This is a genomic window from Paracidovorax oryzae ATCC 19882 (genome assembly GCF_000687165.1).
Taxonomy (GTDB): Bacteria; Pseudomonadota; Gammaproteobacteria; order Burkholderiales; family Burkholderiaceae_C; genus Paracidovorax; species Paracidovorax oryzae.
Map to the genome: position 1 here is coordinate 1 of NZ_JMKU01000042.1, position 25576 is coordinate 25576.

Annotated in this window: 21 protein-coding genes and 2 pseudogenes; 11 read left to right on the forward strand and 12 right to left on the reverse strand. The window is 65.5% G+C overall.

Going from position 1 to position 25576, the window contains the following annotated elements; translation table 11 throughout:
* Together T336_RS0121355 and T336_RS0121360 are read right to left on the reverse strand one after the other, a co-directional pair.
* The coding region (locus tag T336_RS0121355) for a type VI secretion system Vgr family protein (protein ID WP_026434042.1) at nt 1-734 on the reverse strand (734 nt) is incomplete at its 3' end.
* A 197-nt stretch (nt 735-931) separates the two neighbouring features.
* A complete protein-coding gene (locus T336_RS0121360; protein WP_026434043.1) occupies nt 932-1486 on the reverse strand; it encodes a TetR/AcrR family transcriptional regulator in 555 nt (184 codons plus the stop codon).
* Between the two features lie 96 nt (nt 1487-1582).
* Here T336_RS0121360 and T336_RS0121365 point away from each other — a divergent pair, with 96 nt between their 5' ends.
* Nucleotides 1583-2773, forward strand: a complete 1191-nt coding sequence (locus T336_RS0121365; RefSeq protein ID WP_026434044.1) for an FAD-dependent oxidoreductase — start codon at nt 1583-1585, stop codon at nt 2771-2773.
* A 16-nt stretch (nt 2774-2789) separates the two neighbouring features.
* Here the strand turns inward: T336_RS0121365 and T336_RS0121370 are convergent, their stop codons facing one another.
* From T336_RS0121370 to T336_RS0121390, 5 genes are all read right to left on the reverse strand, one after another.
* Nucleotides 2790-3242, reverse strand: a complete 453-nt coding sequence (locus T336_RS0121370; RefSeq protein ID WP_019702377.1) for a VOC family protein — start codon at nt 3240-3242, stop codon at nt 2790-2792.
* 81 nt (nt 3243-3323) lie between these two features.
* Nucleotides 3324-4148 carry a helix-turn-helix domain-containing protein gene (locus tag T336_RS0121375; RefSeq protein ID WP_035226830.1) on the reverse strand — a complete coding sequence of 275 codons (825 nt, stop codon included), beginning with the start codon at nt 4146-4148 and terminating at the stop codon, nt 3324-3326.
* 122 nt (nt 4149-4270) lie between these two features.
* On the reverse strand, nt 4271-5110 hold the full coding sequence (locus T336_RS0121380; RefSeq protein WP_026434046.1) for an MBL fold metallo-hydrolase: 840 nt from the start codon (nt 5108-5110) through the stop codon (nt 4271-4273).
* 16 nt (nt 5111-5126) lie between these two features.
* Nucleotides 5127-5453, reverse strand: coding sequence for a hypothetical protein (locus T336_RS0121385; protein ID WP_026434047.1), 327 nt, complete (start codon nt 5451-5453; stop codon nt 5127-5129).
* A gap of 11 nt (nt 5454-5464) precedes the next feature.
* On the reverse strand, nt 5465-6013 hold the full coding sequence (locus T336_RS0121390) for a hypothetical protein (RefSeq protein ID WP_026434048.1): 549 nt from the start codon (nt 6011-6013) through the stop codon (nt 5465-5467).
* A gap of 104 nt (nt 6014-6117) precedes the next feature.
* Between T336_RS0121390 and T336_RS0121395 the strand changes: the two genes are divergently transcribed.
* From T336_RS0121395 to T336_RS0121420, 6 genes are all read left to right on the forward strand, one after another.
* Nucleotides 6118-7032 carry a LysR substrate-binding domain-containing protein gene (locus tag T336_RS0121395; protein ID WP_026434049.1) on the forward strand — a complete coding sequence of 305 codons (915 nt, stop codon included), beginning with the start codon at nt 6118-6120 and terminating at the stop codon, nt 7030-7032.
* A gap of 137 nt (nt 7033-7169) precedes the next feature.
* The gene (locus T336_RS0121400; protein ID WP_051647383.1) at nt 7170-7670 is read left to right on the forward strand and encodes a MarR family winged helix-turn-helix transcriptional regulator; all 501 of its coding nucleotides are present in this window, start codon (nt 7170-7172) and stop codon (nt 7668-7670) included.
* 1 nt (nt 7671) lies between these two features.
* Nucleotides 7672-9858: an FUSC family protein gene (locus tag T336_RS0121405; RefSeq protein WP_026434051.1), complete on the forward strand. Its 2187-nt coding sequence runs from the start codon at nt 7672-7674 to the stop codon at nt 9856-9858.
* On the forward strand, nt 9855-10070 hold the full coding sequence (locus T336_RS0121410) for a DUF1656 domain-containing protein (RefSeq protein ID WP_026434052.1): 216 nt from the start codon (nt 9855-9857) through the stop codon (nt 10068-10070). The genes T336_RS0121405 and T336_RS0121410 overlap by 4 nt, the downstream gene beginning before the upstream one ends.
* The gene (locus tag T336_RS0121415; protein WP_026434053.1) at nt 10067-10981 is read left to right on the forward strand and encodes an efflux RND transporter periplasmic adaptor subunit; all 915 of its coding nucleotides are present in this window, start codon (nt 10067-10069) and stop codon (nt 10979-10981) included. Before T336_RS0121410 ends, T336_RS0121415 begins: the two co-directional genes overlap by 4 nt.
* Nucleotides 10978-12447, forward strand: coding sequence for an efflux transporter outer membrane subunit (locus T336_RS0121420; RefSeq protein ID WP_051647387.1), 1470 nt, complete (start codon nt 10978-10980; stop codon nt 12445-12447). The genes T336_RS0121415 and T336_RS0121420 overlap by 4 nt, the downstream gene beginning before the upstream one ends.
* A 240-nt stretch (nt 12448-12687) precedes the next feature.
* Here T336_RS0121420 and T336_RS25485 read toward each other — a convergent pair.
* The 3 genes and pseudogenes from T336_RS25485 to T336_RS25495 form a co-directional block, all read right to left on the reverse strand.
* Nucleotides 12688-12963 (reverse strand): annotated as a pseudogene (locus T336_RS25485) (integrase core domain-containing protein); the annotation flags it as partial.
* Between the two features lie 4 nt (nt 12964-12967).
* Nucleotides 12968-14344: an IS30 family transposase gene (locus T336_RS26335; protein WP_084151493.1), complete on the reverse strand. Its 1377-nt coding sequence runs from the start codon at nt 14342-14344 to the stop codon at nt 12968-12970.
* Nucleotides 14332-15297: pseudogene (locus T336_RS25495) on the reverse strand (IS3 family transposase). The gene T336_RS26335 and the pseudogene T336_RS25495 overlap by 13 nt, the downstream one beginning before the upstream one ends.
* 159 nt (nt 15298-15456) lie before the next feature.
* Here T336_RS25495 and T336_RS0121440 point away from each other — a divergent pair.
* The 4 genes from T336_RS0121440 (at nt 15457) to T336_RS0121455 (ending at nt 24075) form a co-directional block, all read left to right on the forward strand.
* A complete protein-coding gene (locus T336_RS0121440) occupies nt 15457-17436 on the forward strand; it encodes a CHAT domain-containing protein (RefSeq protein ID WP_156957916.1) in 1980 nt (659 codons plus the stop codon).
* Entirely contained in the window at nt 17433-18566 is a 1134-nt protein-coding gene (locus T336_RS0121445) for a lipase family protein (protein ID WP_026434057.1), read from the forward strand. The genes T336_RS0121440 and T336_RS0121445 overlap by 4 nt, the downstream gene beginning before the upstream one ends.
* Before the next feature lie 33 nt (nt 18567-18599).
* The gene (locus T336_RS0121450) at nt 18600-22967 is read left to right on the forward strand and encodes a serine protease (protein WP_244884006.1); all 4368 of its coding nucleotides are present in this window, start codon (nt 18600-18602) and stop codon (nt 22965-22967) included.
* A 163-nt stretch (nt 22968-23130) separates the two neighbouring features.
* Complete coding sequence (locus T336_RS0121455) at nt 23131-24075, forward strand: IS5 family transposase (protein WP_026434059.1); 945 nt, start codon at nt 23131-23133, stop codon at nt 24073-24075.
* A 415-nt stretch (nt 24076-24490) separates the two neighbouring features.
* On the opposite strand, the gene T336_RS26845 is transcribed toward T336_RS0121455, so the two are convergent.
* Both T336_RS26845 and T336_RS25500 read right to left on the reverse strand, forming a co-directional pair.
* Complete coding sequence (locus T336_RS26845; RefSeq protein WP_156957917.1) at nt 24491-24646, reverse strand: hypothetical protein; 156 nt, start codon at nt 24644-24646, stop codon at nt 24491-24493.
* A 752-nt stretch (nt 24647-25398) separates the two neighbouring features.
* Nucleotides 25399-25576: transposase (locus tag T336_RS25500; RefSeq protein WP_035226844.1), on the reverse strand; the 178-nt coding region annotated here is incomplete at its 5' end.

The window sequence follows — 25576 nt, forward strand, 5'->3', positions numbered from 1 at the left end:
CCCGGCGGCATCTGCCGCATGTTCGCCAGGTCCGCCTTGGGCTTCTTGAAGTCGTAGTCGTCGTTGTAGAAGCGGCCCGAGTGGATCTCCTCGTGCAGCTCCCAGGCGTGGATGTTCTCGCGGTCCGCCGTCGCCGACTTCTCGGGCGGATAGAAGGGAATCGTGGCCGCCCCGGGCAGCGGCTGGTGCGAGGCCACGATGTCGTCGGCCAGCGTCAGCGTATGCTGGCCCTGCGCATGCTGGTGGTAGTAATAGATGCCCTCGTGCTCCATCAGCCGCGAGACGAACTGCAGGTCGCTCTCGTCATATTGCACGCAGTATTCCCACGTGCGGTAGCTGCGGCTGAGTTTTTTCTCCAGCGGGTATCCGTAGACGCCCAGCACCTCTTCGATGATGTCGGGCACGCTCTTGTTCTGGAATATCCGGAAATCGCTCTTGCGCGAGGCCAGCCAGATCCAGGGCTGCAGCCGCAGGCGGTAGGCGTAGAAGCGGTGGTCCTGCCCCTGCGTGCCGAAGCGCGTCACGATCCCGTCGAGGTAGCGCCGGCCGCCGCCTTCGGTTTCCACCACCACCGTGGCGCTCTTGCCCAGCAGCGCCTTGGGGTCGATGCTTTTGTCCTCGCTCAGCAGGTCGATGTCGAGGCTGAAGACCTGGCTCAGTTCTTCTCGCCCCTGCAGCTGCCGGAACTGCAGCTGCTCTCCCAGGGGCGTCTGTATGGTGACGCGGCGTGTCATGGTGGTTGGTCGCGCGCCATGAGAGGCTGCACGGACGAGTCAAAAACGGCAGAAATCATAGGCCCACAAATAATGGATTCAATATCCGGCAGATGGGCAAATTTGTTTACAAATGTAGGCAGATCACGCGATGACCGCACTATCGTTACCGCTTCGATGTCCCGCTGGGCCCCTGACGGGCGCCGGCCACGCGCCCATCAGATGGGCTCGACAAGGTACCGCTGGAGGGTCGCGCCCAGCGCCCGCACGGCCATCTTCCGGCTCATCCCCCTGGCAGAGAACTCCAGCACGTATCGCACGAGCGCGAACCCGAGCATCTGTGAGGCGATGAGCGCAGCGCGCACATCCGCATCGGCAGCGGGCGCGGTCAGCCTGCGCACGGCCGCCCGCAACTGCCGCTCGAAAATGTCCTGCATCCGGGCCCTGGCATCCGCATGCGTCGCGGCCGCCCTCAGCAATGCGACCAGTTGGCGTCCGGAAGGACTGTCTTCCCAGACCGTGAAGAAATGCGCAGCGAGCCGTTCGCCCAGACTGTTCCTGGAAACGCCTGCCAGGTCCGGCAACTGCAGGTCGAACTCGGCCGCCGCCAGGAAGAGCGCCTCCTTGCTGCCGTAGTACCGGATGACCAGCGCGGGGTTGGCCTGCGCGAGCGCCGCGACCTCGCGCACCGTGGTGCCGTCATACCCTTGCGACGCGAACAGCGTCCGTGCGGCGTCGAGGATGCGGTCTTTCGTGGCTTGCGAGCGTGTCAACGGAGTGCCTTCCGGGAACATGGATTGGTAAACGCCAGTTTACTCGCCGGGCCATCGCGAGCAGAATGAAAACACCCGTTTACTTTGGAGATCGCCATGGACGCAACACCCGATGGACCGGTTGTCACTGAAGTGCTCATCGTGGGGGCCGGTCCGACCGGCATGGCATTGCGGCTGGCACTGGACCGGCTCGGGGTCGCCTCGCTGCTGATCGACCAACATGCGGCGGGGCTCAACACCTCGCGCGCGGCCGTCATCCATGCCCGCACCCTGGAAGTGCTCGAGCCACTGGGCGTGGTGCCTGACCTGGTCACTGCCGGCATGCAGGCCACGGACTTCCGCGTGCGCGAAGCCGGCAAGGTGCTCCTCCACATCGGTTTCCAGGGCCTGCCATCCCGCTACCCCTACGCCCTGATGTGCCCGCAGAACGTCACGGAAGCGATCCTGGCGGGCCGCCTCGGCGACGGGCTCGGCAGCGTGTGGCGCCCCGCGCGGCTGCTGTCGTTCACGGAAACCAGCGATCGCATCAGCGCCGCGCTGGCGCGGCCGGATGGCAGCGTGCAGCACGTGCAGGCGCGATGGATCGTGGGATGCGATGGAGCCGACAGCGTGGTGCGGCAGCAGGCCGGCATCGATTTCGTGGGCGGAAACTATGCCGAGACTTTCGTGCTGGCCGACGTGCGGATGGCATGGCCGCTGCAGCGCACCGAAGTGAGCCTGTTCTTTGCACCCGAAGGCCTGATGGTGGTGGCTCCGCTGCCCGCACCGCAGGGAGAACCGGGGGATCGCTATCGCATGGTCGCCGCAGTGGCCGGCCCGGCAAGCCCTCCCACCCAGGACATGGTGGAAGCATTGCTCGCCGCACGCGGCGTCCCTTCGCCCGGCCGGCGCGTGCAGGAAATGCCCTGGAGCTCCAGCTTCCAGCTGCAGCACCGCGTGGCGGCGCAGGTCCGCCGCGGGCGCGTGCTGCTCTGCGGCGATGCTGCCCATGTGCACAGTCCCGCCGGTGGCCAGGGAATGAACACCGGCATACAGGACGCCGTGGCACTGGCAGGACCGCTGCGGCAGGCTTTGCGCGACGACGATACCCGCGGGCTCGACGCCTGGTCCCGGCACCGCCACCGGATCGCGCGCGGCGTGGTCCGCATGACCGATGCCATGACGCGCATCGCCACGGTGTCATCGCCGCTGGGCCGCATGGCCCGCGGTTCGCTGCTCGGCCTGATGGGCCGCGTTCCATCCCTGCAGAGAAAACTGGCCAGGCGATTGGCGGAACTGGACCGTTAGTCCACCGGGTCCGGCGTCAGCACGCCTTCGGCGTATCGAACAACGCCGTGTAGCGACGCTGCATCTCTTGCGGCGTCACCGACTCGATCGCATGGCCGATCAGCCAGCGATGGCCGAACGGATCGCGGACGGTGCCGGAGCGCTCGCCGTAGAAATGGTCCTGCATGCCGCGCTCGAGCGTGCCGCCCTCGGCCACGGCGCGCGCCACCAGCGCATCGGCATCGTCCACATGCAGGTGCAGCGTGACCGGCGTGGCGCCGAGGTGCTCCGGGCTGCGCACGCCCATGTCCGGATACTCCTCCGACAGCATCAGCGTGTGGCCGCCCAGATCCACTTCAGCATGGCCGATGCGCCCATCCGGCTCGGTGAGACGGAACAGCTCCCGCGCGCCGAAGGCGCGGGCGTAGAAATCCATCGCTGCGGCGGCGTCGCGCACGCACAGGTAGGCATAGAGTTCGTGGATCGCCATGGCAACTCCTCATGTGGTGTATGCCCTTATTCTGGTGGCCCTCCCCCGCGCCGTCTTGCAGGCATTTGACCTGCGTTGCGCTCAGCGCGGCACATGCCGCGGCGCGGCGGGATCGGCCGTCTGGCGCCATGCGGACGGCGTGACGCCCGCCACGTGGCGGAAGGTATTGGCCAGATGCGCCTGGTCCGCGAAACCGCTGGCAGCCGCGATATCGGCCCAGCCCAGCGACGGATCGCCGGCCAGTTCCAGCGCATGCGAGAAGCGCTGCAAGCGCAACCACGCGCTCGGCGCGAGACCGGTCGCCTGCCGGAACACTGCGATGCAGTGCCGGTGGCTGAGCCCGCTGGCGCGCACCATGTCCTCCACCCACGCGTCCGGGTGCCAGGACCGCTGAAAGACCGCCCGCAGCGCCGGATGCAGCAGCGGCGGCCGGCCAGTTGCGCGGTCGGCCAGCCAGCGCTCGAACACCGACAGCCGCGCTGGCGCATCGGCGCACGCATGCAGGCGCGCCAGCAGCGCGTCGACCTCGCCGGCAGGCAGCAGCAGTTCCAGCGGCGTATGGTGCCCGGCCAGCGCGGATTCGGGCACGCCGAGCAGCACGGCGGCAGCGCCGGGGCGCAGCATCGCGCCGACCGATATCGCGGGCTGTGCGACATCGCGCACGTGGTATGCCGTGCGTGCGCCGCCCACCACTGCATGGCCCAGGCAGTGGCCGCGCAGGTCGGCCGCGTGGTCGAACACCCTCAACGGCTCGCCGCCGACGCGCACGGCGAGATGGGTGGCACCCGTCGGCAGCACATGTTCGCGCGCGTGCGGCCGCCCCACCACCGGCACGGGATCGTGCGCCCAGACGGATGCCACCAAGCTGCGCAATGCGGGCGCGGGATGCCGATGCAGGGAGGCCATGGCGCCATGTTACGCGGGGCCCGCTCCCCGCGCCGAACCGGCAGCCAGGAATGCTCTGCGCGAATCCGCTGGGAGCGGTGTGCCAGCGAGTCGTTGGGAGAAAGCCCGAGTTGCCCGCCATCCTAAGGTTGGTAGGCGATCGTGTAGCCCGCACCAGTCCGCTCGATGTGCGCGAAGCCCAGCTCTCCCAGATGCATGCCGGCGACCATCAGCCGCTCCGCACTGACGAGATCCAGCAAACGCGCGCGCGTGCTGGCCGAACGTACCGGATCCTGGTCGAACGCGATGGATACCTCGGGCCGAATGACCTGGATGTGCGGGAAATGGACGATGTCGCCCCAGACGAGCAGGCTGCGGTCGCCGGAATCCAGCCGGTAGCCGGTATGTCCCGCGGTATGGCCCGGCAGCGGCACGGCTTCCATGCCCGGAAGGACCTCTCCCGCCTCGATGGGGCGTGTGGCTGCCTGGTAGGCATCGAAGGCCCGCCGCGCCACCAGGAAGTTGCCCCGTGCCCGCTCGCTGGCGCGGCTCAAGTGGCTGTCGTCCTGCCAGAAATCGAACTCTGCACGGTGCACCACCAGTTCCGCGTTCGGAAATGCCGGAGCACCGGACGCTTGAACCAAGCCACCGATGTGGTCAGGGTGCGCATGGGTCAACAAGACGGTATCGATCATCGACGGCGTCACGCCCGCCGATGCCAGGCGCTGCGGCAACTGGCCGCCCCATCCCTTGAAACCTCCCGCGCCGGCATCGATCAGCACCGTGCGGCCACGGCCACGGATCAGATAGGTATTGATGTGGACCGCCGACGGCTCCTGCCGGCATGCCGCCTGCATGCGGCCCGCTTCTGCCGGATCGATATCGGAGAGCAACTCCAGACTGGCAGTCAGGTAGCCATCACTGAGCGCCGTGATGGAAAAATCGCCCACCTGCTGGCAGGGAAACACCGTGTTCGTCGCCATGCTTTCGGCCTTCAAGTCAGTTGCGTGCATGCAGGTTCGACGCCCCATAGCCGAAGCAGCGGATACGAGGCGTCAGCCGGAGCGTGTGCAAAATGGCCTCTTCCAGCCCTTGCATGAAAGCATCCATCGTGGCCGGCGTGCGGAACGGCTCCGACCGGTAGCGGACATCGGCGAAGACGGGATGCCCGCAACCAGGATGAACCGCGACGCAGGCGACATGCACATTGGCGAGGGCTGCATGGAGCAAGCCCGTGCACAGCAACGCGCAGCGATCGGACAGTTCCGCGACGGCCTCGTCTGACGGCATCGCCGCAGTCGGAATGAATAGCGTGATGTTCGGCATCGGGCGCTCCGTCAGTCGGCCGCAACCGCCGCAGGGACGGGTGTGAGCTGGGCCGTCATGGGGGCGTACGCGTGGACACCCTCCGGCCACGAAGCAGCTCCCATCCAGGCGATGACGTCGGAAATCCGGGCCGTCGCCAGCCAACGGCGCTCCGGCGATTGGTCCAGCGCGACCGCCCGCAGGGCCTGCGGAGCCAGGCCGCAGCGCACGAGTGGCTCCGGCCCGGTGGAGCTCATCATCAGGCAGGCATCGCTTTCCACCGCCGGAGCACGGTCCGGTCCTGCATAGAGATTACGGTGCCAGTCGGTGATGCTCGCCTGCCAGCGGGCGAAGCTGCCGCCGCCCTTGCGCCGGTATTCCTCGCCCAGCAGTACATCGACGCCATCGATCGTGTGCAGGGCCAGGTAGGCCGGGCATCCCGGGCGCAGGGCCTTGAAGCGCTGGGAGGTATGAAACCCCCTCACCGAAATCAGGGCCGGCAACTTGTCCAGGCTGTAGGAATCATTCCAGGCGGCTTCGCCGTCAGGGTCCGTAAAGCTGCATTCCACCGTGTAGATCATGGATACGCCCATGCAAGTTGATGTTCATGCATGGTATTGGTGTGAAATTGCCGGGTAAAACGATTATTCGGCACACTGCCTTGCACAAACATCAAGCTGACCACATGCGCAAGAAAATCCCGAGCAGTTCCGCCCTCCAGGCCTTCGAGGCTGCGGCCCGCCATGGCAGCTTCGCCCGCGCGGCGGACGAGTTGTCGCTGACCGAGGGCGCGATCAGCCGCCAGATCGCACGGCTGGAATCGTTCCTGGACGTCACCCTGTTCGAGCGCATCGGCAACCGCGTGCGGCTCCTGCCCAATGGCGAGCGCTATGCAACCCAGGTCCGGCAGGTACTGGAGCAGCTCGACCGCGAGAGCCAGTACCTGATGGGCCAGCCGGAAGGCGGCGCCAGCCTCGACATCGCCGTCCTTCCCACGTTCGCGACGCGCTGGCTGATTCCCCGGCTGGCCGGCTTCCAGCGCCGGCACCCGCGCATCACCGTGCATCTGGCGGAGCGGATGGAACCGTTCGTGCTGGCCAGCAGCGGCTTCGACGCGTGCATCCATTTCGAGCACCCTGCATGGAGCGGCGCGCACACCTGCCCGCTGCTGCAGGAAACGCTGGTGCCCGTGTGCCATCCGCGGATGCTGGACGGCCAGGGCCCGGCACCCTCGCTGGACCGGCTGCCGCGGCTGCACCGGCGCCAGAACCCCGAGGCCTGGCAGCGCTACGCGGAAGAAACCGGCACGGCGATCGCCAGGCCGGCCACCGGAGCCCGCTATGACCTGCATGCAATGCTGATCGAGGCCGCGCTGTCGGGCCTCGGCGTGGCCCTGGTACCGCGCCTCTATGTCGAGGCTGAGCTCGCACAGGGCCATCTCGTGGCACCCTGGCCAGAGGACAAGACGGTATCGAAGACGTTCTGCCTCGTGCTGCCCGGTCCCGCGGAGCTCTGCACTGAGCCAATCAAGGTCTTCGCGCAATGGCTGGTCGAGGAAGCGGCCTCCACCGCCGATGGTTCCCGGTGCGCGGGCGGCTGAAGCCGACCTCCGGTCCCTCGCGCCAGCCCTACCGACAACCTGCCGAGCGGGCTGGCCACCGGCCAATCCCGAGACGGATGAAAGGTCAAACCTGCAACCCCAGACAGAAAGATAGCTAGCTAACTAAACTTTCACCCATGCCTGACGCCCTTCCTGATGCTTCACGCCCCGCTCCTGCCGATCCGGCGGAACTGCGAAACCTCACTTTCACGCTCAACCTGCTGCAGCGCGCCTACCGCGCCGCGGCCGACCGGGCGGTCGCGCACCTGGGCGTGTCGCAGGCGGCCGGCTGGACGGTGGTGACCATCGGCCGGCATGGCGACGGCACCCGCCAGGGCGTGATCGCCGACCTGCTCGGCATCGAAGGGCCGACGCTGATCCGCACGCTGGACCAGCTGGTCGCCGCAGGCCTCGTCGAGCGCCGGGACGACCCGGCAGACCGCCGCGCGCGCACGCTGCACCTGACCGAAGCCGGCAAAGCGATCCTCGCCCGCATCGAGGAAGCCCTGAACGGCCTGCGCACCGAGCTGTTCCAGGACATCCCGGCGGAGGACGTGCGCGCCTGCCTGCGCGTCTTCGGAACGCTCTGGACGCGCCTGGGCAAGGCCGACCGCGGCGGAGCTGCCACGGAAGGCTGACATGCAAATGCCCCGCCTGCTGCCGCGCTTCAGCCCGGCCGAGATGCTCTTTTCCGCGAAATGCTTCGCCGCCGCCATGCTGGCCATGGCGGTTGCGAGCTGGGCCGGCCTGCCGCGGCCCTTCTGGGCGCTGATGACCACCTACATCGTGGCCAACCCGCTGGCCGGCGCCGTGCGGTCCAAGGCCGCATTCCGCCTGGGCGGCACGCTGCTGGGCTGCGCCGCCACGCTGCTGATGGTGCCGGCGATGGTCGATGCGCCCGAGCTGCTCACGCTGGCGCTGGCCCTATGGGTAGCGCTGTGCCTGTTCGTCTCGCTGCTGGACCGCACGCCGCGCTCCTACCTGTTCATGCTGGCCGGCTACTCGGCGGCGCTGATCGGGTTTCCGGCCGTGAATGCACCCACCGGCATCTTCGAGACGGCCTCGGCCCGCGTGCAGGAGATCGGCATCGGCATCGTCTGCGCCGGGCTGGTGCACAGCCTGGTGTGGCCGGCGAGCATGGTCCCGACGCTGGTCGGCATGATGGACCGCACATGGGCCGATGCCGGTGCGTGGCTGCGCGCCATGCTGCAGCCGCCCGCTCCCTCCGACGACGGCCGGTCCGCCGCGCCGGCGCAGCAGGCCGCCCGGCGCAAGCTGGCGGGCGACATCTCCCAACTGCGCGTGATGGCAACGCACGTACCCTTCGACACCAGCCACCTGAAGTGGACGGCGGAAGCCATCCGCGCGCTGCAGCATGAAGTCGCGGCGCTCACACCCTTCGCCTCGGCCGTGGACGACCGGCTGCGCGCCCTGCGCGATGCCGATGGCCGCCTGCCGGCGGACGTGGAACGCACGGTGGGCCGGGTGCTGGCCCGGCTGGCCGACAGCGGCCGGGCGGGACCGGGCCGGCCCGGCATGCCGCTGGCCGCCGACGACGCCGCCGAACTGCGCACGGCAGCCCGTGCGCTGGCGGATCGCGCACCGCAGCCCGCGGACGGCTGGATCCTTGCGCTGCGCACGGGCCTGGCCGTGCGCCTGGAAGAGCTGATCGACGCCTGGGCCGCCTGCGTGCAACTGCGGGAACGCATCGACGCCGGCCTGGCCGGCCGCCCGCAGCCGCTGACGCCGCCCGGCCACCGGACCGCAGTGCCCGCCGCGCGCAACGTTCTGCATAGCGACGTGGGGATGGCCGCCTGGTCGGCGGTGGCGGCGGCGCTGGCGATCTGCCTGTGCTCGGCCTTCTGGATCCTCAGCGGCTGGTCCGGCGGCGCGGCCATGCCCATGATGGCGGCGGTCTTCTGCTCCTTCTTCGCCGGCATGGACGATCCCGTGCCGGCCATCTACTCCTTCCTGAAGGCACTGCTGCTGTCGCTGCCCCTGGGCGCGCTGTATGTGCTGGTACTGATGCCGCTGGTGGTGGACCTGCCCACGCTGGCCGTGGTCTGCGCGCCGGTCTTCCTGGTGCTGGGCGCCTATATGGCGCGGCCCGCCAACACGCTGATGGCCATGGGGCTGCTGCTGTCGGGCGTGATCGGCACGCTCTCGCTGCACGACACCGGCCAGGCGGACTTCGCCAGCTTCGTCAACAGCTCGGTCGGCCAGGTGCTGGGCGGGGCAGCGGCCGCGGTGGTCACGGCGCTGATGCGGTCGGTGAGCGCCGAGTGGAGCGCCCGCCGCATCCAGCGCCGCACCTGGCGCGAACTGGGAGCGCTGCCGCGCCAAGCCGACGCCGCCCAGGCCCGCCTGCACGCGGCCCGCGTGCTCGATCGCATCGGGCTGCTGGCACCGCGCATCGCCCAGGCCGGCGGCACGGTGGCGGGCGTGAATGCCGACGACGCGCTGGTGGACCTGCGCATCGGCACCGACCTCCACGCGCTGCACCGCCATGCCGCGCTGCTGCCGGGCCGCCTCGGGCCGGACATCCTGGCCCAGGTGGCACGGCTGTTCCGCGAACATCCGGCAAGCTCCACCACCGAGCAGGCCGCACAGGCGCAACCGCTGCTCGCCGAGCGCATCGACGAGGCAGTGCAGGCACTGCTGCCGCCGGCGCCTGCCCCGCAGCCCTCCCCGGCCAGTGGCGCGGGCACCGGCATCGACGACGAGCGCCGCCGCGTGCTCGCCGCCCTGGTCGGCCTGCGCCGCAACCTGTTCCCCTCGCGGCCCTGGCCGGCCGCCCCCCATCCCGCGCAGGAGGCCCTGGCATGACCGGCGAAGCCACGTTCTATGGCGTGTACGTGCCCTGGCTGCTGCTGCTGGCCGTGCTGGCCTGGCCCCTGTGCCGGGGCGCGCGCCGGCTGCTGGGCAGCCTGGGCCTCTACCGCTGGGTATGGCATGCGGCCCTGTTCGACACGGCGCTCTATGTGCTGATCCTGTTCCTGCTCACCCGGCTCACCGCACCGGGAGGATTCTTCTCATGACTTCGACAACGACCCAAACGATCGCGACGCGAGCCCGCGCCTTCGCGGCGCAACTGGCCCGGGTACTGCTGACGCTGGGCATGGTGGCCCTGGCCGCCTGGGCCGCCATGCGCCTGTGGGACCACTACGAACTCGCGCCCTGGACCCGCGACGGCCGCGTGCGCGCCAACGTCGTGCAGGTGGCGCCCGACGTCTCTGGCCTGGTACATGCCGTGCAGGTGCAGGACAACCAGGCCGTCAAGGCGGGCCAGGTGCTGTTCGAGATCGACCCGGCGCGCTTCTCGCTGGCCGTGCAGCAGGCGCGCGCCGGAGTGCAGTCGGCCCGGGCCACGCTGGCGCAGGCGCGCCGCGAGGACGCCCGCAACGACAGCCTGTCGGACCTGGTGCCGCGCGAGGCGCGCGAGCAGACACGGGCCCGGGTGGAAGCCGCCGCCGCCGCGCTGGCCCGGGCCGAGGTCGATCTGCGCACGGCCGAACTCAACCTGCAGCGCGCCACGGTGCGCGCACCGGTGGACGGCTGGGTCACCAACCTGGACCTGCGCACGGGCGCCTACGCCGCCGCCGGCCGCGGCGCCATGGCGATCGTCGATCGCGGCTCCTTCTACGTCGAAGGCTATTTCGAGGAGACCAAGCTCGCCCGCATCCATCCTGGCGATGCCGTGCGGGTGACGCCCATGGGCAGCCGGGTGCCGCTGGCCGGCACGGTACAGAGCATCGCCGCCGGCATCGCCGATCGCGACCGCTCCACCGGCGCCAACCTGCTGCCCAGCGTCAGCCCCACCTTCAACTGGGTCCGCCTGGCGCAGCGGGTGCCGGTGCGGGTGCAACTGGATGCACAGCCGGACGCAGCCGGCCTCGTGTCCGGCCAGACCGTGCTGGTCGAAGTGGTGGCCCGGGAAGGCCGGACATGACACGCCGCCCCGCCCTCTCCCGTGCTGCCGGACTCGCCCGGCGGGCCGCGCCCCTGTTCGCTGCCCTGCTCCTGGCCGGCTGCAGCAGCATGTCCGTCGGGCCCGACTACCATGTACCGGCCGAGGCGGCCGTGCGCGATCCGGCCGCGGCCCGGCCCTTCCAGGAGGCGCGGGCGGCCGGCGCCGATGCCGCCGTCTCCGCCGAGCCCCTGCCGCCGCGCTGGTGGCACCTGTTCCGCGACCCGGCGCTCGATGCCCTGGTGCAGGAGGCGCTGGCGCACAACACCGATCTGCGCGTCGCCGCCGCCAACCTGGAACTGCAGCAGGCGGCACTGGCCCAGGTGCGGGCCGCCGAACAGCCGCAACTGTCGTTGTCCGGCGGTCCGGGCTACGGCCACGTCTCGGGCCTGTCGGAACTGGCCCCCGGCGTCAGCCCGTCCAACCAGTTCGCGTACAGCGTGGACGCGGGCCTTTCCTACCAGATCGATGTGGTGGGCGAACTGCGGCGCGCGGCCGAAGCGGCGCAGGCCGACTCCGCGGCGGCGGCTGCCGCGGTCGACCTGGCCCGCGTGAACGTGGCGGCGGGCACCGCACGCGCCTATGCCATCGCCTGCGGCACGGGCCGGCAATTGAAGGTGGCCGAATCCTCAGTCGCCCTGCAGAAGGAGCAACTGGGCGTGGTGCAGCGGCTGCACGACGCGGGCCGCGCCGGCGCCACCGACCTGGCACGCTCGCGCTCGCTGCTCGCCCAGCTGGAAGCATCGCCCCCCGCACTGCGGGCGCAGCGCCAGGCAGCGCTGTACCAGCTGGCGGCCTGGCTGGGCCGCACGCCGGGCGCGCTACCGGCCGAGGTGCAGCAGTGCGCTGCCGTTCCGCAGGTGGCCGGCGCGCTGCCGGTGGGCGACGGGGCCGCGCTGCTGCGCAGGCGGCCCGATCTCCGGCGCAGCGAGCGGCAACTGGCCGCCGCCACGGCGCGCATCGGGGTGGCCACCGCCCAGCTCTATCCCAAGGTGTCGCTGGGCCTGTCGGCCAGCTCGGCCGGGCCGGCCTCCGACTTCCTGGGCCGGGACACGTTCTCCTGGAACATCGGGCCCCTGATCCGCTGGAGCCTGCCCAACACGGGTGCTGTCCGCGCCCGCATCGCCGGTGCCGAGGCCTCCGCCCGCATGGCCCTCGCGAGCTTCGACGGCACCGTGCTGCAGGCACTGCGCGAGACGGAAACCGCGCTGTCGGCCTACCGGCAGGAACTGGTCAGCGTGGAAGCCCTGAAGCGCGCCCGGGACGACAGCGCCCAGGTGGCGCAGCAGGCCCAGCGCCTCTACGTGGGCGGCCGCAGCGCGTACCTCGATACGCTGGACGCCCAGCGCTCGCTGGCCACCGCGGAGGCCAATCTTGCAGCCGCGCAGGCGCGGGTGGCGCAGGAGCAGGTGGCGGTGTTCATGGCGTTGGGTGGGGGGTGGGAGTGAGGTGGGAGTCGGGTCGCGAATGGAATCTCGCGACCGGATTCCATTTCCACTTCATCGTCAAAAGGCCGCCCAAAGCCGCATCATTAAACGCATGCTCGACCCGGGCATGCTTGCTGGCAATGCGCTGGTTGCGCCGTGTCTGGCACTCGCTCAGGGGCTTGCCCGGCCGGGCCCGACGTTGCAGTCCACGAAGCCCAGTACAGTAGTAGCTGGGCTGCTGCCGGTTTCGTTGACACCGACCTAAGCTTTTTGAGCGTGTTCGAACTGTACGGGACTGATGTAGCCAAGCGTCGAATGCCGGCGCCTCGGATTGTAGAACCGCTCGATGTAGTCGAATACGTCGGCGCGAGCTTGTTCCCTGCTGCGGTACACCCGCCTGGCGATGCGCTCGGTCTTCATTGAACTGAAGAAGCTCTCCATCGCCGAGTTGTCCCAGACCTCACCGGCTCTGCTCATGCTGCAGGTGATGCCCTGCTCGCGCAGCAGTTGCTGGAAGTGCGCACTGGTGTATTGGGTGGATTCAACCGGTGGTCGCAACACCGGGTCGAGCCACAGATTTTAGGTAGTCATTCAAAGCTTCAGCCGGCGTCCTCCAGCCCAGCGTTTTGCGTGGCCTGTTGTTTAAGGTGGCAGCCACGGCCTGGAGCTCTTGCTCGCCCCATCGGCATAGGTCAGTCCCTTTGGGGAAGTACTGCCGCAGCAGGCCGTTCGTGTTCTCGTTGGTACCACGCTGCCAGGGACTGTGCGGATCGGCGAAGAAGACCTTCACGCCAGACTCGATGGTGAACCGCGCGTGATCGGACAGTTCCTTGCCACGATCCCAGGTCAATGATTGGCACAGTTGGCCAGGCAATGTGGCCACGGTCCTCTTGAGTGCATTGGCCATAGTGACGGCGCCATATCCCGCCAGCGGGGGGCCGTTTTTGGTCCGGGGAGTCAATCCATAACCTGCTTCGCGAGGCAGATGCACGAGCATGGTGAAGCGGGTTGATCGCTCCACCAGCGTGCCAATGGCAGACCTATCCAGCCCGATGATCAGGTCGCCTTCCCAGTGACCGGGAACGGCACGGTCCTGCGCCTCTGCAGGCCGGCTGGAGATCATCACGTCTTCGCTGACATGCGCCCATGCCTGGGCTTGGGTTCTGGCCCGCGGCATGCGCAGAGCACGGCCTCTACGCAGATAGCTCACCAGATCGCGCTTGAGGGCACCTCGGCCCTGGATATAGAGCGCTTGGTAGATGGCTTCGTGAGAGATGCGCATGGATGGATCATCGGGGAAGTCAACCCGCAAGCGATGCGCAATCTGCTCTGGTGACCAGCCCTGCACCCACTTGCGGTCCCCCCGGTGGGGTTTATTGCGCCCGATAAATGGTGCCTGCGGCGGACCGGCAACTTCACGACCTTGGGCGTCATGAATCTTGCCCTCAAGATGATCCTGGACATACTGCCGCAGCTGCGGGTTCGTGACCAGCTTTACAGGCTTGGGCCTCTTGGCTACAAGCTCCGCCTTCCACTGCGCAACGGATGCCCGGTAGTCGAGCTTGCCACCGCGCGTGGCAGCGTTACGGGTCAGCTCCCGGGAGACGGTTGAAGGACTTCGCCCTAATCGGCGGGCTATCTCCCGCACGCCAACATCCTGTGCTCGCAAAAGGGCGATCTCTTCTCGCTCACCAAACGACAGATACCTCGCCGACACAGGCTTCGACATGAACAATGGCATGCCGCCACGATGACGGAACCAGCGTGCACCCACTGGCTGGGAAACGCCAACAGCCTCCGCTGCCTTCTCACTGGTTATTCCAGTGGCAATCTGTTTCCAGAACTGTCGCTCCACTTCACGTCGATGCGATGGAGCTCCAGGAGATCGCATAGCCGCTCGCCCGGTCAACTCTTGCATCCAACTCGCCGGTCTGCCCATAAACACCTCCACAAATGATGGTGTTGCGACCACCGGTTGAATCCACCTTGACTGCCCTGGTCCGAGTGATGAAGCAGTGCCACCGGCTTGCCCCGGCGCCATACTGCCATCATCAATGCGTCTACCACGAGCTGCGAGGTCATGCTCTCTTGCATTGACCAACCCACGATGCGACGCGAGTACAGGTCCAGCACCGCTGCCACGTACAGCCACCCTTCGGCCGTCCAGATGTAGGTGAAGTCGGCCACCCACTTCTGGCTCGGTGCATCGGCCTGGAATTGGCGGTCCAGTACGTTGTCGGCAATCGCACTGCGCTCGCCCCGGTCCTTGGGCAAGCCCCGGCGCCTGGGACGTGCCCGAAGAGCCTGCTCGCGCATGAGCCGCTCGATGCGGTGCAGGCCACAAGCTTGGCCCTGCTCCAGCACATCGCGCCACACGCGCCTGGCGCCATAGGTGCGGTCGCTGCGCACGAAGCTCTGGCGCACCTGAGCGCCCAGCTTCTCGTCGTCAAGGCTGCGCCGGCTCCTGGGACGCATCAGCCAAGCGTAGAAGCCACCTCGCGAGACACCGAGCGCCTCGCACATCAGATTGCAGATTGACCGGCCAGGCCCCTCGGTGTTTCGCCACGAAGCCGAACTTCACATCGACTCCTTCGCGAAGTAGGCCGCGGCTTTTTTCAAGATGTCGCGCTCCATCTTGAGCTTGGCCACTTCCTTGCGCAGCCTGGCTATCTCGGCGTCCTGGGCCGTCTGCTTGCCATTGCCCGGGAAGGCTTCCTGTGGCGCCTCACGCAACTCGCGAACCCATTTGCGCAACACGTTCTCGTGTACATCCAGGTCCTTGGCCGCTTGGGCCACGGTCACACCACGCTCGGTGACCAGTTTGACCGCCTCGAGCTTGAACTCGCGGCTGAATGTCCTTCTTCTCTCCATGAACCACCTCCGGTTTCATCTTCCTCCCTAACAAGGTGTCTTTGAAACCGGCAGCAGCCCAGCCGGGCACTGTCGGTCTTAACTAATCGCCAGATACGCACTTGGGGCTTTCGCCGCAAGCCTTGTGCTACAAAGTAGGTTCAAGCTTTGGAGGAGCTTATGTACAAAAGGAGAGTCGAAGAAAAACTGGTCAACATCAGGCTGAGTCGGTACTTCGAGACTGCAATCCGTCATGCCAGAACTCCTGACGATCCGGCGCTGCTGCGTCGGCTGGTGCAGGATTTCAGAAGTGTGGAACAGGTACGCCGCATTCACAGCGCCCAGTTCCAGCAAGCTTGGGCTGAACTGACAAAACTCCATCGCATGACTTGGGATGAGTTCAGGGAACTCCATCGCATGAGTTTACGAATCCCGCGGAGCCAGGGGCAGGCCCACATCTCAAGGCTCATGCCCCTGAAAATCCAAACCGCTCAAATTTTAGGGCGTGGAATTAAGACAACCCATTATTCCCGCGCAGTCAAGCCGTACACGGTGCCCATGGCCACCGGCAGGCAAAGCTCCCTCAAGGGTATTGACCAACCATCGGGCCGTGGAGTTGACTCGGCTGTGGTCACACCAAACACTTCCGCGGAGGAACAGGGTCCGGCTGCAGGTTTGGAGACACCCGCTCAGGACAGCGGAATTTCAGCCTCGCTCCCAAAGTTCGAAAAGCGCTATCTCAGCGCTCGCGCGCCGTCCGTAGTTGCGTTGGGCGCCAAGTTTTCGATTGTCGCGTGCATCGACATCGCGCCAGCCTCCGAAGGTTCCTCCGCGCCTCTGGCCGAGGTCGCCATTCCGAAGAACGGCCTGATGGTCACGATCGAAACTCTCGTGGAGGGGGACCTGAAACTGCTGGGCTCCGCCAGCCTGCAAGTTCGGGTGTTACCAGGGAAGAAGTCTTCGACGATCGAGATCGACCTGCAGGCCGCAGCGCTCGGCTCGGCCAGCGCTGTGCTGCGCGCACGCACAGAGCAAGCGTACCTCGGTGACCTTCGTATTGGCATACTTGTCGCGAATAAGGGCGCGCCCGACTTGCAGGACGTGAAGTCGGGCATCGTGGCGACAACGCCAGTAGCACGCCGGGCGACGCTTACGATCACGTACTCGCGGCCCGGTCGCATATACAGGTTCATGCTGCTCGGCGATGCAGCCGGCACACATGAAGCCGAGTTGGTGCTAGACGAAGACCTCGACACACTTGTGCCCAAGTTGATGGCGCAGGCCAACGAGCTTACGCGTGGAACTGCCGGATATTCAAAAGAAGCCGTGGAGGCGGTGCTCATCGGGATTGGCTCCGAGATGTGGTCCCGACTTCTTCCGGACAGAATCAAGGTCGTGCTTGCGAGGTGCTGGGACGGTATTGACCGCCTGGACATTGTCTCCAACGATGACATGTTGCCGTGGGAGTTGCTCTTTGCCTTTTCCCCCGGTGGTCCGCTCATGGGTTTCATTTCCGACAGGTGGCTGGTCACCCGCTGGCGTTTTGGCGAAGGCGCACCGATTGACGTTGGCGCAGGGCCTCCTGTGTACGTCATACCGGCCGAGGCCCCGCCAGCCGCCCACGACGAGATCGATACGCTGCAAGGAATATTTCCATCGGATGCCGTCTGGAAAACAGTAGACGAGCTCAACAAAGGCATCAGGCGTCCCGGCATGGGTCTGCTGCACATCGCGGCACACAACAACATCTGCTATGGCGATGCGGCCGCCAGTTTCATCTCGCTGGACAAGCCGTTCTTGCAGTCCATGCTGGGCCCGCATCTAGAAGGCGTCCTCGAACATAGGCCACTGGTGTTCATCAATGCATGCGCCAGCGCCGCAACCACGGTGCAGTGGCTGGGAGGCACCAGTTGGGCCACCAGGTTCCTCAAGGCCGGTGCAGGCGCCTTCATAGGCAGCAACTGGGAAGTGCGCGATGAAACCGCATCGATCTTTGCCAAGGAGTTCTACGAGCAGGCACGGCTGAACCAGCCGCTGGGCGCGGCCTTCCAGCGCGCCCGCACGAAATGCGGCGGGCCGGGTGACCCGACGCGCTTCGCCTATTCCTTTTTCGGCCATCCAGACGCTGTGTTGCAAACCCAGGGAGCAGACACACCATGAACGCTGAACCCATTCTCGTGGTGCATGGCATCGCGAACCGCTCGCGTGAGGGTTTCCTCGCGCAATGCGAGTGGCTCCAAGAGCAGGTAGGAGACCGCTACAAGCTGATCGACGTGTACTGGGGCGACCTGGGCGGCATCAGCGATGGGTTGGTGGATTCGCTGCCAGCAATATTCCCGTTGGGCGGGGACGATAGCGACTTTCACGAACACCTCACGCGCGCGCATACAGTGGTGAATGGCGGCATGCCAGCGGCGCAGGCCATCGCGGTGCGAGTGACAGGCAGGACGGTGGCCCAAGGCGGCTTCGGCGTGCGAGCTGCCCCCCAGACGGATGTACAGGAAGCCATCCGCGTGGCGGTGGCGCAATCGGCTTTCGTGAAAGACGTGACCGACCCGGACGTGCTCAACGCAGTGGGAGACCTAGTCGCCGCCGCACTCGCGACGCAGCCGCCCGGCAGCGACCTCGGCGTGCGCAGCGCAGGCATCACCGTACGCACTGACCTCGCGTCGTCAGTGTTTGGGGCGGTAAAAGGGGTGATCAACGCCGCCGACGCGATGATTGGCAAGCTCACGGGTGCGTTGGGCGGCACGCTGAATCAGTTCGTGCGCGGCAAGCTGGCCGGGCCGATCGCGCTGACGCTGGGTGACGTTGTGGGTTACCACCAGAATCGCCAGCGCATCCATGAACGTCTATTCGAGCGGCTGGACGCTAGCGCTCCGGGTTGGGGCGCAGAGGGCAAGCCAGTGCACGTCATGGCGCACAGCCTGGGCGGTCTGCTGGTACTGGACGCTGCGCTAGGTGCATGCGGGCGCACGCTCCATGTCGGGCAGCTCGTCACCTTCGGTAGCCAGCCTGCGTTCTTTCACATTATGACGCCGCGTAACGGTCTATCACCTTACCGGCAAGGACATCCTGTGGACTTGCCTGGCTCCATCGCGCGTTGGACTAACCTCTGGCATCCCCTCGACGTGCTGGCATTCGTTACGTCCACTGTGTTCCGCCTGAGCGGCGACAGCGCGCCGCAGGATATCCAGGTGCAGGCTAGTGCGAGCACCATCGCTGAAGCAGGCGGCTGGCTACATTCCGTTTATTGGCGCAGCCCGGAACTGGTGGCGGCCTGGAAGTAGCAGCACATGCACTCGCCGGACCAGTGCATCCTCATGGTCTGCGCCGCGGACCATGAGCGCACTCATCTGGGCACCGCATGGGTGTGCGGCCCTGGACTTGCCATCACGGCATGGCACGTAGTGGAGCGTGTCGACAGGCAATTGCTTTGGTGCGCTGCTGGCGAGGCCAGCGCACGATGCATTGGCCACAGCGCGCAGTACGATGTGGCATTGCTACGTTTCGATGAGCGCAAGCTGGCTGCCCCAGGGCTCCCTATGAATGACGACGGCGACATGCGCCGGGATGACGCTTGGCACAGCTGGGGCTATCCGCTAGGGCATCCGGGGGGCTTTCCGCTAAATGGCACGGTGTCATCGCCCCGCTCCTCAGCGAACGGCATGCACCATCTCGTACTGAATTGCGCGCAAGGTCCCAAGCCTTTTCTCCGTGGACTGTCGGGTGCGCCAGTGCTTGATGCTCGTGGAGCGGTCATCGGCGTGCTTACCGGCTATCCGGAGGACTTGGCACAGATCACGCTTTTCGCCACGCGGCTGGACGATGCGTGGACTCAGTTGCCAAAGTGGCGCGACCGCGCGTCGCCTCATTGGCTATCGACCAGCACCATTTCGAACTATTTCTCACGCCAGGAAGTGGAGTGGGACAGGCCGACCCACCGCCTACCATTCCTGCGGCGGGCTGCGCCGAGGCTCTCTGACATCTTCACCGCGCCCCGCTTCCGCGCGCCACACAACCCGCAGCGCGGGGGCGGCGCTACGCCGCCGCGAGGAATGCGCGGTGCCGACTCCCTGCTAGATGTGCTGTACGAGGACACGAGGCATCTGGTACTACGCGGCGACCCTGGCACCGGCAAATCTGTGCTACTGCGCTGGCTCGCATTGCTCGCGGTGAAGCATTGGCGCACGCGCCACGCGCGTAAGCTTGTGCCAATAATCGTCCACGCGGCCAAGCTCGTAGCCTCGGATTGGCGGGCGGTGCTGGACGCGGAACTGCATGGCGATGCGCAGTCGCTCCCACCTGGAGCATCATGGCTGCTGATGGTGGACGGCCTGGATGAGGTCGTCAATGTGCACGACCGCAGCAGCATAGTAGAGCGGCTGCTCCGCAACATGCTTTCGTTCCGCAGCAGCCCCCTACGTCTGTTGATCGCCAGCCGCCCGCTGGCGTCACTGGACGAGTTCCCGCCTTCGCTGGCGCAGCACTTCGTGTTGCAACCCTTCACTGACCTGCAGTTGGAGGCCTTCGCCAGCGCGTGGTTCTCCGGCCAGGCGCAGCACCGACTAGCGCAGGAGTTTATGGAAGAGCTGCGGCTGTCGCGCATAGAGGGGCTGGCCGCAATTCCCGCGCTGGCGACCATGGCGGCGGTCGTGTTCGAGCGCTCGCCGAGCCGCACACTGCCGCGCCGTCGCAGCGAGCTGTACGACCGCTTTATAGATCTCATGCTGCAAGAACGTGGGGCGAAAGCGTGGAAGGACTTCGAGAACCTGTGCGTCGAACTGAATCGTTCACGCGACGGCAAGGCACTCGCGAATGTGCTGTGGGGCAAACGCCTAGATTTTTCCAGGCGTCTGGCGGTCGAAATTCAGGCAGGCAAGACGGGCCTGGGCGCGGACGACTTTGTACAACCCCTTGTGCGTATCGCGCAAGAGGACGGAGTGCTGCCAATAGTGCCCTCCGGCTCGGTACAAGCCGATCAGCAATGGGTGCTGATGAACGATCTCATGCTGGGCTGCGGCTTGTTTATCAGCGGTGTAGCGGGCCGCTTGGAGTACTTCCACAACACAATCCGTGAGGCCCTGGCTGCTCAGTCGATCACAGCCGACACGCCGCCACAGGCTGCCGCCATGTGGCCCATAGTGCGCACGTGGTCGGAGCCGCGTTGGCGCGAGATCGTGCTGCTGGCGCTAGCGCGCTGGAGCGAACAAGGTGAGGCAGCGCAGAGCGAAATTTGGTTGCTGCTGGCACCGCTGATGGAACGCTCGCGCAGCGCGCTGCAGTTCGTCGGAATGACGGTAGCCCAGGGGGTGCAACTGCCGCCAGAGAACGAAGCGCAGGTGACCGCCGCGCTGTTCAACCGGCTGGGTTCGTGGAATCCTTGTGCCGAACTATTCTCAGAGTTTCGCTCACCGAACCCGCTGGACGTGCTGCGCCTGCTCACACGGCGCGAACGCTTCGTCGAATTGCTACTCAAGGAGTTCGACGAAAACCCGGAGCAGTGCGCCATACGTATGTGGGCCTTTCTTGAGCTTACGCTGGACCAAGCCGGCAGCCGCGCATTGCGCCGCTACCTGGATGCTGAGCCCGGCGTAGCGCTCGCCGCCGCCACACTGTTGGTACGTGCGGGCGACGGCGAAGCGGCTGCTCCTCCAATGATTGAGGCACTTCGCTATGAGGCGGGTGAGCGCAAGCGCCGCGAGGCAGATGAGTGGAGAGTGGCCGAGGTGATCGCGGAGTACTGCTCCCGCGAGCACTTACGTGCCATACTTGAAACTGGTGACATCCCGCCCGACACCCGTTTCGCTGCGGCGGCCGCCGGATGGCGGCGCTACCGTGACGATGAGATGGCCGCACAGGCCAGGGAGCTTTTGGGCTTCTGCGATTTTTACGTCGGGCGCGAAGGAGACATCCCGATGCTGCGGCGCGCATTGGCGGTACCCGGCATCGTGCAGCGCCCACCACTGAAGTCTTCGACGACGGCTGTCCTCGCTGCCATGAGCGCGCCAGGCATGGATACTCAACCATGCGCCACGTGGGTGTATGCGCTGTGCAGTAGCGCAGCCGAGCCTGCGGTGCATGCGTATGCGCAAGCCGCTAGGATTTTCGCTGAGCCCGCGGCGCCCATCGAGACCGATGCGATGCTGTTGTTGCTGCAGGATACTGAGCTAGACGATGCCGCGCTGACCGCGCTGATGGGGAGCCTGGGCCATGCACGGCGGCTCGACATCTTGGATCGCGTCGTCGCATCTGAGGCGGTGCCGCTCACCACGCGCTTTGCAGCGATGCTGGCCTGGATCGCGGCGGACGGCGACGAGGCGCCACGCGCTCGCATAGTCAAGCTGCTGGCGCAGTTGCGCGGCACATCGAAGTGGGATAGCTGTGTAGTCAACCTTGGACGGACCGGGCAGATAGATCTTGCCGCGGACGAGTGCCTGCATGCGCTGGTTGCTCCCGGCGCACGAGGTGGAGCCAATGAGATCCGCAACCTCATGGACATGGGCTGTGCAGAACACATCGTGCGTGTTATCCGTGCGAGCGGTATAGGCCCCATTACCGCGCAGTTTGCGGTGCGCTGCCTGGGCCAACTGGGCGACGCCCCGCGCCTTGTTCAGGTGATGCAGGACAGGAAGATCCTCGCGGCGGTGCGGCTGCATGCGGTGAAAACACTTGCCGAACTGGGCTGGACGCGGGAGGCGGCAGATCAAGCGCGCGGCATCGCGCAGGAGATCGGCGAGCCGCCCGAACGCACAGTAGAAGACCTGGAAGGCATCGCAATGGCGGGCGAAGTCGTGTCTGGCCGGTGGGCGCCGGCTGTGCTCGTCGCAATGGCCGAAGCCGCAAAAATGCACTTCCCGGTGTGGAGCGAGAGCTTGCTGGACCTGCTCGCCCAGCCCGGTGTCAGCGGCGAGGACGCGGTGGGTATCATGAAGGTGCTCGGGCACGGGCAAGTTCCGCTGGAGCAGGTGCTGCTGCGCTGCCGGGCTACGCCGGGCGACGGAATGCCACTGCGCTCGCTTTTCATCTTTGCGAGCGATGAAGATAATTTCGGCATTGCCTTGCTCGCACTCGGTGCGTTGTGCGGAGACGAGGATGAAGAGCGCCCACACCTCGATGCAGCATGGATGCTGCACAAGTGCTCTGCGCTGATGGCATTGCCGAAGCCACCCGACGATAACGAGCGCGCGCGCATGCTCCAATGGGTCGCCCAACGGGCGGGCCTAGTTTGGCTAGGTCTTTTGCGGACTGGCGTGCTGAACGGGATGGATCTGGTACGGTCCCTGGAAGCACTCGCCGCTACGGGGCAAGAAAAATGCGCTGCGCAGGAGATGCTGTTGGAAACAGCTATGAGGGAAGTCAGCTTGCAGACGTCTCCCGTAGACGTGTGGGCCGCTGCGGCGCCTTACGCGCTCGCGCTCGAGCGAACTGGTGACATGTCCAGCGCAGCAAGAGTTGCGCGCATGCCCTTCAAGCAAGGCGCCGCCTTCGACCTCGCAACCGCTGATTGCGTCAAGCTTGCGCTGCTGCTCGCACGATGCAGGAGCATCGCACTCGTGAAGTCCGAACTGCGCATGATCGCTCTGCATGCGCCGCTGCCAATGACAGTTCGGGTCGAGGCTGCCACCGCGCTGGCCCGCAAGGTCGGCGGCAAGGAACACAAAGAGCTTCTAGCTATGCTGCAGGCTTAGATCGATGCTTCCTTGTCGCAATAGCCTCCGAGGCGTCACGGTAGCGCACGTCTGGCGGTTGGCGTCAAGTCGACGTGAACTGGCTGAAGCGCTAGGGAAGGTCTGCATAAACCGCCCCACGACATGCTTGGCATTGTCGTAAAGCCCTGAGACGATACGGCACATGAAGCAGCACAGCCTGGGCCTGGAAATGACGGCGAAGCGAACGCGGCGGCGGGAATTCCTGGATGAGATGGAGAAGGTCGTGCCGTGGCCCGAACTGGTGGCCCTGGTGTCGCTGTACCTACCCGAAGGCAAGCGGGGGCGTCCTCCGTTCCCGTGCGTGACCACGCTGCGCATCCATTTCATGCAGCAGTGGTTCGCGCTGAGCGACCCGGCCATGGAAGAAGCGCTGCACGACATGCCGGTGTTCCGGGAGTTCGCAGGGCTCGAGGGCTGGGAGAGCACGATCCTGCGGTTCCGACACCTGCTGGAGAAGCACAAGCTGGCGGCGCAAATCCTGCAGACCGTCAACGATCTGCTCAGCGCCAAGGGTGTGATGCTCAAGAGCGGCACGGTGGTGGACGCCACCTTGATCGCAGCGCCCAGCTCGACCAAGAACAGCAGCGGCGAGCGCGACCCGGAGATGAAGCAAAGCCGCAAGGGGCAGCAGTGGTACTTCGGTATGAAGTGCCATATCGGAGTGGACGCCGACTCGGGCCTGGTACACACCGTGCGCGGCACCAGCGGCGCGGTCAATGATGTGGTCGAGGCCAACAGTCTGGTGCGCGCAAGCGACCACGATGTCTATGCCGATGCTGGCTGCCAAGGCGCCGGCCAACGCCCTGATGCCAGGCGCGACGTGAACTGGCACATCGCCATGCGGCCGGGCAAACGTCGCCTGCTCGATCCGGCCAAACCGATCGAAGCCTTGACCCGGCAGCTGGAGCGCGTGAAGGCGGGCATCCGCGCGCGGGTCGAACACCCGTTCCGCGTTCTCAAGCGCCAGTTCGGGCATGCCAAGGTGCGCTACCGAGGGCTGGCCAAGAACACGGCACAGCTGCACACGCTGTTTGCGTTGGCCAATCTCTGGCTGGTGCGGCGCAAATTGCTGGCTACCTTGGTATGAGCGCGTCCGCAGTTCGCCAAACAGGCCACCTCGGCTGCCAATCCGCAGCCGCGGACGCTTGAACTGGGGTGAAACAGGCCTTCTCCGCGTTGCAGATCGATAGGTTCAGACGTCAGCACACTTATGCGTGTGTTATGCAGACCTTCCTTAGGCCTGCCGCCTCGGTTGACCACCTTCTCGTCATCGCGACCTGTGCTCCGTCATTGTCATCTCCTGCATATAGGCAGATCTCTCGGAATTTTCAGGCCAGTTGATTTCGTCTACACCCTCTTAGCTTGTAGAGCGACAGAATCAGCCATTTTCATTTGCCAATGCCTATCCTTACCATGTCTGCTGCTGAAAGTACGTCAACTCGAAAATTCGATGAACAACAATTAGTCAGAGAGGTCTGCTCGTCCCTCAATGTACTAGAAGCTCATCGGCGATTCGAAAAGAACGCGTCTGCGCTGAAAGATTGGCAAATTATTTTTGCAACAGAAAGCGATGCCGGATCAATAAAACTCTTAGACCAGAAATTGGGGTCTTCCGGTGTTGCCACATCAATATTTCGAGGGAAATCGCTTTGGCTCATGGATGCAGATTTTGTTTTGCAAGCAGGACCGGTGGGTTTTCGTGGTGGCTCAGCAATGTTTGCGGATTCAAACACTGCCTCATACATTCGAGCAATAGCCTACGATGAATATCCATCTGAGGCCGCATTGGAAGGAGCGAATTTTATTAATCAGATTGGGCCTAGGTTGCAACAACTCAACCCATTTCTTTATCTGTGGGAGTCACTCAGATTCTGGAACGAGGAAACAGCGGCCGGATGCAAACAGTCATTGGCAGCGATGCATGCACTATCCTCCTCTGGCAGTAAGTTGACCGTCGAATGGGGACGGCGATATCGCAATACATTCCGCGAGGGAGCGGAGAATTTTGCAAACGGTTTACTTGCTGAGTTTGAACGAGATATTAAAGGTGAATTTTTCACTGCCCTAAATGAACAACTTGCGCTGATTGAAGTCGTCTTGCTTAGGACGCAGATAATTGAGTTGAGTTCCAAAAAATCCAAAGAGCACAAGCTAGCGCAGTTTTTTTCCTACATGCATGAAGAGCTAGCCACAATAATGCTTCGAGAACTGATTATCTGTGGAGATATTCTTCTTCGCAGTGACCGCTCTAGGGAAGGTCTGCAAAACCCCTTTCCGACGCCCCGCGGCGGGGATGAATCGGGGGTGATTTTTCGCGATGTGCGAGACCAGACTGATTCCCCGCGCGAAATGCCCATCCAGCAGGCAGATTTGGCCCGTGCAGCGGCCCTTGGGCGCATTCCAGGCGCACTCATGCCTGCATCGCCAGCAACTGCCGGCGTGCCATCCACACATTGCCCAGCGCAAACATCACCTGCAGCCGCGCCGTGTTCTTGGCCAGGCCCCGGTAGCGCACCTTGGCGTGACCGAACTGCTGCTTGATCACCCGGAACGGGTGCTCCACCCTGGCCCGGATGCTCGCCTTGATC